Source organism: Thiocapsa sp., assembly GCF_035467215.1.
Taxonomy (GTDB): Bacteria; Pseudomonadota; Gammaproteobacteria; order Chromatiales; family Chromatiaceae; genus Thiocapsa.
In genome coordinates this window covers 1-6,454 of the sequence record NZ_DATITZ010000369.1, presented here as the reverse complement: position 1 = coordinate 6,454, position 6,454 = coordinate 1, and the positions used below count along the sequence as shown (strand labels likewise).

3 protein-coding genes and 1 pseudogene are annotated in these 6,454 nt (G+C 65.8%); 1 reads left to right on the top strand and 3 read right to left on the bottom strand.

Annotation, left to right across the window (positions count from 1 at the left end):
- Nucleotides 1-578: pseudogene (locus VLR48_RS20145) on the bottom strand (hypothetical protein); the annotation flags it as partial.
- Between the two features lie 198 nt (nt 579-776).
- On the opposite strand from VLR48_RS20145, the gene VLR48_RS20140 reads away from it, so the two are divergent.
- Nucleotides 777-4,028: an efflux RND transporter permease subunit gene (locus VLR48_RS20140; protein ID WP_325293491.1), complete on the top strand. Its 3,252-nt coding sequence runs from the start codon at nt 777-779 to the stop codon at nt 4,026-4,028.
- A 99-nt stretch (nt 4,029-4,127) separates the two neighbouring features.
- On the opposite strand, the gene VLR48_RS20135 is transcribed toward VLR48_RS20140, so the two are convergent.
- Both VLR48_RS20135 and VLR48_RS20130 read right to left on the bottom strand, forming a co-directional pair.
- The gene (locus VLR48_RS20135; RefSeq protein ID WP_325293490.1) at nt 4,128-4,919 is read right to left on the bottom strand and encodes a DUF2272 domain-containing protein; all 792 of its coding nucleotides are present in this window, start codon (nt 4,917-4,919) and stop codon (nt 4,128-4,130) included.
- Nucleotides 4,920-5,234: 315 nt separating this feature from the next.
- Nucleotides 5,235-6,454: hypothetical protein (locus VLR48_RS20130; protein WP_325293489.1), on the bottom strand; the 1,220-nt coding region annotated here is incomplete at its 5' end.

Below are 6,454 nucleotides of genomic sequence, written 5' to 3'. Positions count from 1 at the left end.
CACGGCGCAAAGAAGGCGTTGCTCATGGCCTCCTCGCACTGGTTCCCGCTCTCCGTGGCGAGGCCCGGATCGGCCCCTTTGAGCCACTCCTCCTGTTCCATCTGACGGAGTTGACGTGCGGCCTCGCAAGCGGGCTCCTGCCAACAGGTGCGAGCGGCGCCGCACACTTGGAGCACCAACTGCTCGCAGGTGGACGCGCCGGTGATGCGTGCGCCGTTCGGCTGCTCGGCCGCGCCTTCGTTGGCTTCGACCGTTTCGGGCGATTCGGCATCGGATGTCGCCGCATCGCTCGGCGGGACGCTCGGCGCAAGCATGTCCGTCGTCGGGACCACGCGGCCGCCCTCGATGCGGATGACCGAGCCGTCTTCCAGCCGATGCACGCCATCCCAGAGCTGGGTCCGGCGACCGTCCTGATCGAGAACCGGGCGATTGGTACGGGGATCCACCTCGACCTGACCACCGCGTTGCAGGGGTGCGCTCCAGGGCTCGTCGGCATAGATGGGGGCGGCGCAGAGCAACAAGGTCGCCACCGCGGCGCCGAGGCTCGCTGTTCCGGGTTGTCGTTCGGTGTTGATCACGGTCACCTCCGCTGACCTGAAAGGGTGTCGTGCCGCCGTCGGGCAGCGCGCTCCGGCCGTTCTTCGGTGCCCTGGCGGAGTCGCGTAGTCTGCCTATACTTTACATTAGAACATTCTAATCTGCTGAGGGCGCCGGTCGACCCTTGCGCTTGCCGTCGGGGCCATGGGCCGGACTTCCGAGCACTACCGGGGGGCACCATGAAAGCGAAGCGCGGTTATCGTGTTCCTCGGTTCGGCCTGATCTCGCGAATCCTCTACTTTTTCGTCGATTCGCCGCTGACGCCTTTGATCGCGGGCGCGGCGATGCTGCTCGGTGTCCTGGCGATCGTACTCCTACCTCGGGAGGAAGAGCCGCAGATCGTCGTGCCGATGATCGATGTGTTCGTGCAGATGCCCGGATCGACCGCGGAGGAGGTGACGCAACGGGTCACGCGGCCGCTCGAAAAGCTGGCACGCGAGCTGCGGGGCGTCGAATACGTCTACTCGATCTCGAGCCCCGGCCAGTCCGTCACCATCGTGCGCTTTCTCGTCGGCTGGGACGAGGAGAAGGCGATCGTTCAGCTCTACCAGAAACTCTACGCGAACCTCGATCGCATCCCGCATGGTGCCTCCGAGCCGTTGCTCAAACCCAGGCGGATCGACGATGTCCCCATTCTCGCCCTGACCTTTCACGGGGGCGGCTACGATCACCATGCGCTGCGGCGGATCGCATCGGCGGTGGACGATTCGGTCAAAGAGATCGCCGAGGTCTCCGAGACCACGCTGATCGGCGGGCTTCGCCGCCAGGTCCGTATCGAGCTCGATGCGGCACGTCTCGGGTCATACAAGATCGATCCGACCCATGTGCTGAATGCCTTGCGGGCGGCCAATCGCCAGCATCGGGCCGGGAGCTTCCCCGCCGGGGATCAAGAGGTCCTGACCGAGCTCGGCGGCTTCCTGCGCGATGCCGCCGAGGTCGGCTCGGTCGTGGTCGGCGTGCACCAGGGACAGATGGTCTATCTGCGCGACATCGCACGCGTCTTCGACGATGCCGAGGAGGTCGAAGACTATGTCCTGTTCGGTCGCCCCGACCGCTCGTCGCAGCCCGAGTCGCTCCCCGTCGAGGAGCCTGCGGTGACCTTGGCCGTCGCAAAACGGACCGGGACCAATGCGGTACAGGTCGTCGCCGAGGTGATGCGCAAGGTCGAGACGCTCCGCGGCACGAGCATTCCGAATGGCGTCGAGGTCACGGTGACCCGCGACTATGGTCGGACAGCCGAGGAGAAATCCAACGAGCTCCTCTTTCACATGGGCCTGGCGGTTTTCGGCGTCAGTGTGCTCATCGCGATCGTGCTGGGCTGGCGCGAGGCCGGCGTGGTTGCGATCGCGATCCCCGTCACCTTGGCCCTGACCCTCGCGACCTTCTATCTGCTGGATTTTACCCTCAATCGAGTGACCCTGTTCGCGCTGATCTTCTCGATCGGCATCCTCGTGGATGATCCGATCGTGGATGTCGAGAACGTCGTGCGGCACTTTCGACTGCCCGCGAATCGGGGGCGGCCCCTCAAGGATGTGACGGTGGAGGCCGTCAACGAGGTGCGTAGTCCGTTGATTCTCGCAACCTTGACGGTGATCGCGGCCGTGCTGCCCATGGCCTTCGTGCAGGGACTCATGGGGCCCTACATGCGACCGATCCCGGTCGGGGCCACGGCGGCGATGTTGTTCTCGATGGCCGTCGCCTTCGTCGTGACGCCGTGGGCGGCGTACCGGATGCTGCGTTGGCATGCCCGCGGCGGCGGACAGGTCGCGGACCGGGAGGACGTGACGACCCGCGCCTATCGTCGGGTCATGGGGCCGATGATCCGTCGGCCGCTCCTCGGCATCGTCTTTTTGGCGACGATCACGCTGTTGCTCGTCGGCGCGGTCGGTCTGGTTGCGACCGGTGCGGTCAAGGTCAAGATGCTCCCGTACGACAACAAGAGTGAGTTGCAGATCATTGTCGACATGGATGAAGGAACAACGCTCGAGCACACAACCAACGTGACCCGCCGAATCGCCGCACGCTTGAGCAGGGAGCCGGAGGTGATGAATTATCAGATCTATGCCGGGACCTCCGCACCCTATAACTTCAACGGCTTAGTGCGCCACTATTTCCTCCGCCAAGGCCCGAACGTCGCCGACATCCAGGTCAATCTGGTCCCCGGGGACGAGCGGGAGCTCCAGAGCCATGCGATCGCCAAACGTATCCGCGAGCGCATTCGGGAGGTGGCACGCGAGGAGGGCGCACGCATCAAGGTCGCCGAGGTGCCGCCGGGACCGCCCGTCCTTCAGACCTTGGTTGCGGAGGTCTACGGGCCGGATTACCGGGAGCAGATCCGGATCGCCGAGCACATCCGAGAGCTGTTCGAGGCAACACCGGGGGTTGTCGATGTCGACTGGTACGTCGAGGCGGACCAGCCGCTGTTGATGTTCCGCTTCGACCATGAGAAGGGTGCATTGAACGGGATTACCGCCGATCAGGTGGCGGAGGTGATCCGCATCGCCCAGGCGGGCGCCGACGTGGGGCTGCTGCATGCGGGCGAGGAGACGGAGGACGTGCTGATCCGGTTGCGTCTGCCGATCCGTCAACGGGCGCAGCCGGCCGAGCTGCTTCCCATCCCGGTCTGTTCGGGCGGTCACTGTGTCCCCTTGGGCGAGGTGATCCGCGTCGAGGAAGGGGTCGGGGAGAAAAGCATTTACCGCAAGAACCATCTCCCCGTTGTCTACGTGACCGGGGACGTGGCCGGGGAAGAGGAGAGTCCGATCTACGCCATCTTCCAACTCAACGAGATGATCCGCGCTTACGTGCCTGACGGATATGATGCCCCGGTGGAGATTCTGAACATCCGCCAGCCCTTCTCGGTGCTTGAGCCATCCCTGAAGTGGGACGGCGAGTGGCATATCAGCTACGAGGTCTTCCGTGATCTGGGGGCGGCATTCGCGGTCGTCCTGGTTCTGATCTATGCCCTGGTGGTGGGCTGGTTCCGATCGTTCCGCACCCCGTTCATCATCATGGCGGCCATCCCCTTCTCACTGGTCGGCATCCTGCCGGCGCATTGGGCGATGGGGGCCTTCTTCAGCGCGACCTCGATGATCGGCTTCATTGCCGGCGCCGGGATCGTGGTGCGGAACTCGATCATCCTGGTCGATTTCATCAAGCTGCGCGTGAAGCAGGGAATGCCGCTGGCGGAGGCGGTCGTGGATGCCGGGGCCATCCGGTTTCGGCCCATGCTGCTGACCGCCATGGCCGTCGTGGTAGGCGGCAGTGTGATCCTGTTCGATCCGATCTTCCAGGGGCTGGCGATCTCGCTGATGGCCGGCGAGATCGCGTCCCTGCTGCTCTCGCGGATGGCGGTTCCGGTGATCTATTACCTGTCCATGCGCCGACAGCCGGAGGTCGCGGACGCGGCTGTATCAGGGGCGCAAGCATGACAAGGGCGACACGGCTGCGGGCTTCGTGCGCCGGCAATGATCGGAGTGTCACCGCGCGGCGCGTGGGGCAGGAGATCGCAGCGCCGCGCGATCCGGATCTCAAAGCCGGTTCTGCATGATCAGAAACCAGGGTCGCCGCGGCACGGGTTTGAGCCGTCCTTGGGCGTCGAGCTCGACAATGCTCTTGGAGACCGAGTTGCGGACGTTGCCGCCGATGGATTCCAGCGTCTGGCCGCTCTTGCCGACCACCAGGTCGCAGTGGGTCTCCGCGCCCTGGAGCATCGCGGCGCTGATGTAGCCGTCGAAGGCGCGCTCCGGCGTGCGGCCCCGCGGGGCACAGACCAGGTCGCCGGGGTTCGGGCTGTAATCCTGAACCCGTCGGGGAATAAAGTAGCGACCTGGATAGCTCGCCTCCTCGACCATGGTGGAGAGATAGACCCAGTGAGCACTCGCCGAGCGGAACTGGCTCGTCGGCACACCCGCACTCTGCATGACCCAGCTGATGAAGGCGGCCGACCAGGGCTGCCGGCAGTCCAGACCGTCGAGCCCCGGCTTGTTGACCGCCCGCCAGTAGAGGTTGACCCGAGCGGCATGGGTGTAGTCATCCTCCCAAGCGCCGACGTGGGGGATGCTCTCCTCGGTGCCCTTGAAGATGACGACCTGCCGATCGAAGTGCTCCCACTCGCGGGTTGCGCGCTGGATCATCGCCTGTTTGAGTCCCGGGTTGGGCGGGGGGGCTTGGCCGACGGGGCGTCCCGCCCAGGTTCCGGGTGCCTCGCCGGGCCGCGGGGCAGGGGCTCCGCAGGCGACCAGGGTCAGGCAGAGGGCGAGACAGGCGGTTCGGAGCAAGGCCTGCTCCGCCGCATGCGGCACGGAGGGACAACTCGGCATGGGACGGACTCCGTTTGGGTGCAGCCGGGCGTTGGTGTCGGGTGCCTATGATCCTAGATCTGGCAGTTGACCGCTTCATGCTTCATTCAAGGTCTCGACGGCCTTGACGATCGCGCTCGTCTGACGGCTCACCGGCTGGGTGAAGGCCGCTACGACCCCTGGAGCACACCCCGCGCGGCGCCCGACTGCGTTGCAACGCGTTGTCGTAGAACCACTACGCCGCCTCGTCGCGCCTTGCCGGACACCGCGCGGGACGCACTCCAGGGGCCGTTCAACTGCCGGATCTAGGATCATCGGTCGTCGAGATGTCTTGTGCTACCGCGGAGGGCGGACCGTATCGCGGAACCAGGGACGATACTCCTCCATGCGCGCACGCTGGTCAGCCGGCGCCCGCCTGCGACAGGTCGTTTCATCCGGGGCGCCGGGGGATGCGCCCCAACGCCGCTCCACGCAATCGTTCGGGTTGTAGGCGATCTCGAATTCGGTGCGGCGGTTGTAGATATCCCCGAGACTCAGCCGCCAGGGTTTGCCGTCGCTGCGGTTGTAGGTGACGAAGCGTTCGTCCATCCGTTGCGCGTTCAGGCGTTCGATGCGCGCGGCGGCATCGCTCGGCGAGCGTCCCTGCAGGACGAAGAGCTCCGGGTAGCGACGGATGCGCTCCGGCAGCTGGGCGAGCACCTTCATGGCGATCAGCAGACGCATGTCGCGCGACGGGGTGGCGTAATCCTCCCAAGGACCTGTGGTCTCGAAGATGGCCGGTCCGCTCGGCATCGGAACGAGGGTGCCGGGGCGGCTGCGCATGTATGCCTCGCCATTCTCGACCGAGGTCACGCGTGTTTCGAGCTGCTCCATCAGGGCGTCCAGCGTCGCGGCGTAGGCGACCTCGGGCTCCAGACCCCGCGGGCTGATGAGCTGCTGCATGCGGGCGTAGAAGTCGGCCGGCGAGAGAGCTGCCTGCTGGAGCGAGAAGGGCGGTAGACCGGATCGCCCGTCGAGTGCGCTGTTGGGCAGCTGGCGCACGCCGCCGCTGGTTTGAACCACCGGTCGGAACGCCTTGAAGCCCGGCCCCGCGCTCGGGGTTTGCGCGAACAGGAAGGTGCCCTCCCAGAAGCGCTTGCGCGTCACCGAGTTGTCCGGTTGGGCGTCGACCGCGAGCAGGAGACCGCTCTCGCGTCCGCGTTGGGGCAGCCATTTCACGATCACCATGATATGACCGTAAGGGTCGGCGAAGATGGTTCCGGGCCAGAGTGTCGAGCGATCGAGCGCGATCGGATAGACATCGGTCGCGTCGTCGCGCAGGGCGGTGCGTGCGCTGCCCGAGTGCACCGTGTCCATCATCTTTCGGCTGGCCTCTGCGAAGACCTCGGCAGACGCCCTGTTGCCGACGAAGCGCGTCTCGGCGACGGGAGCCTGACAGGTCGGCGGACTGCTCCGGCTCCCGCGTGTGCAGGGTCGGTAGGCGATCGGCAGGCCGAGCTTCCAGGCGAAATAGGTCCGCAGGAAGTAGGGCAGGTCCGCGCAGTCCGGCTCGACCG

Bases quoted from the DNA above. Each gene is read 5' to 3' on its own strand.
- VLR48_RS20140 (WP_325293491.1), top strand. From the start codon at position 777: ATGAAAGCGAAGCGCGGTTATCGTGTTCCTCGGTTCGGCCTGATCTCG.
- VLR48_RS20135 (WP_325293490.1), bottom strand. From the start codon at position 4,919: ATGCCGAGTTGTCCCTCCGTGCCGCATGCGGCGGAGCAGGCCTTGCTC.